The 2,244-nt window shown below is 67.5% G+C and carries 2 protein-coding genes; both read left to right on the forward strand.

The features are described 5' to 3' along the window. Nucleotides 1-246: CDGSH iron-sulfur domain-containing protein (locus tag ACFPZI_RS30205; protein WP_381369696.1), on the forward strand; the 246-nt coding region annotated here is incomplete at its 5' end. Nucleotides 247-300: 54 nt separating this feature from the next. Beyond that, entirely contained in the window at nt 301-1,221 is a 921-nt protein-coding gene (locus tag ACFPZI_RS30210) for an NADP-dependent oxidoreductase (RefSeq protein WP_381369699.1), read from the forward strand. The last annotated feature ends 1,023 nt before the right edge of the window (nt 1,222-2,244 follow it).

The raw sequence follows: 2,244 nt of genomic DNA on the forward strand, positions 1-2,244 counted from the left end.
CTGGCGGAGGTGGTGCGGCGCTGTCCCTCGGGCGCGCTCCAGTACGAACTCGTGGAGGGCGAGGCGGAAACCCCCGACCGGCCCACCGCGATCACCCGCAGGGCCACCGGGCAGCTGACCGTGCGCGGGGAACTGAGCGTGGACACGCCGCAAGGCGTACGCGCCGAGACCAGGGCCGTGCTGTGCGGCTGCGGGCAGAGCCGCCTCCAGCCGTACTGCGACCACGCGGGGCCCTGCGGTCAGTGACGCGGCCGTGCCCCGCTTCCCGCGTGCAACACCCAAGATCTTGGAGTTGAGCAAATGTCCCGCGCAGTGCAGTTCTCCGAGTACGGCACCCCTGGCGTGCTGCGTATCGTCGATGTTCCGCCGCTCACCGCGGGCCCCGGGCAGGTACGGCTCGCGGTGCGCGCCGCAGGTGTCAATCCGATCGACTGGAAGATCCTGCACGGCTTCATGCGTCAGGTGATGCCCGTCGATTTCCCGGGCGGCCTCGGCTCCGACGTGGCCGGTGTAGTCGACCAGGTCGGCGAGGGTGTGACCGCCTTCAGCGTTGGTGACGAGGTGCTGGGGGCCTCCCTTACACCCTCCTACGCGCAGTCGGCGCTCGCGGACCCCGCTGCACTGGTCGCCAAGCCGGCCTCCGTCCCGTGGGAGGTTGCCGCAACCCTGGCCGGTTCGGGTATCACCGCCTGGGAGGTCCTCAACAAGCTGAAGATCTCCACGGAGGAGACGCTGCTGGTCCATGGCGCAGCCGGTGGCGTGGGCACGTTCGCCGTACAGCTGGCCGTTGCTCGCGGTGCGCGTGTCATCGGCACCGCGAGCGAACGCAACCATGAACAGCTCCGCTCTTTCGGTGTGGAACCGGTCATCTATGGCAAGGGCCTGGTCGACCGCGTACGAGCGATTTCCCCCCACGGAGTCGACGCCGTCCTCGACGCCTCCGGCCGCGGTGAAATCCCGGACTCGATCGAACTCGCCGGCGGTCCGACACGCGTCCTGTCACTCGTGGCCTTCGACGCCACGGACACCGGGATCCAGGTGCACATGACCGAGCCGGGAGCGGGGGCTCCCCAAGCGCTCGGTGACATCCTCGCCCTCATCGAGGCGGGACGGCTGCAGATGCCCATCGCGGGTACCTACCCCCTCGACGAGGTGGCGGCGGCACTGGCAGTGAGCCAGTCCGGGCACCTGAGCGGCAAGCTCGTAGTACTCCCGGCGTAGCTTGGGCCTGTGTAGTCAGACCTCCGCCCGGTCGGCCACTTGGTCGAAGCCGAGCTCGAGCGAAAGACGCAGGACGATGCCGGCATCCCGCACAGCCACTTCAAGATTCTCGCGTTGCTCGCTGGCGCGGATCGGTACACTATGGGCCTCACCCGACTGAGTCGGGCGCTAAGGTTCCACAAGAGTCGGCTGTCACATGCGTTCCGCTCGATCGAGGCCGCCGGATTGCTCCGCCGTGAGGACACTCCTGAACATTGCTCGGTGGCGGTCTGGATGTTGGTAACAGTCTGCCTCTGTGAGCTCTGCGGAGAGCGCGGACAGGCATCTAATTGACACATCAAGTTGTGGGAACTCCTGCCGCTGATTGACACGGCGGCCACGGCTCGGCTCCTGGTGCGGGAGGCGGAACCCAGTGAGCACGCCACCAGCGGCTGTCGCTTTCCCGAACTGCCTCGCGAGGTGATGCTCAACGTGCTCGCACCGTCCTCTCGGTAACTGCTGCATGCCGCTCTCGCGGAGCAACTGGCCCATGCGGGACGGCACCGACCCCGCGCTTGGCCCGCCACCTGCGGGCGGCGGGTGCTGTGGCAGCTGTCGGAGGTTCCCCGGGAACCCAACTGATCCCGGAGCTCAAGCCGAGGTCGGCCAGGGTTCCGAGGTCGGTGGCGCGCAGGTGGGCCAGGAAGACCGCGTCGCAACGTAGCCGCAGGTCTCCAGGTCGGGCTCGGCCTCCAGGGTGTCGGCCAGGTGCCGTGCAACTCGACGGCGCGCAGGCGGGCGCCGATCGACTGGTTGCCGTAGCCGAGGCCGAAGCGGCCGACGTCGAGTGCTTGATCGCGCGGGCCAACTGCGGGTCCTGCCGGGGGCATGGCCGGTCGCGTTGCGCCACTCAGGTGGCTTTCGCAGCGCGCATGGCTCAATCTTGCGCAACATGTTGATGCATCAACCGGAATGCGCTTAAGTTGACTCATCAACAATTTCTCCTGGGATAGGGGTAATGGCATGAGTGAGAAGAAGGTCGTC

It is taken from the genome of Streptomyces chlorus (genome assembly GCF_042655885.1).
In the GTDB taxonomy this organism is placed as follows: Bacteria; Actinomycetota; Actinomycetes; order Streptomycetales; family Streptomycetaceae; genus Streptomyces; species Streptomyces chlorus.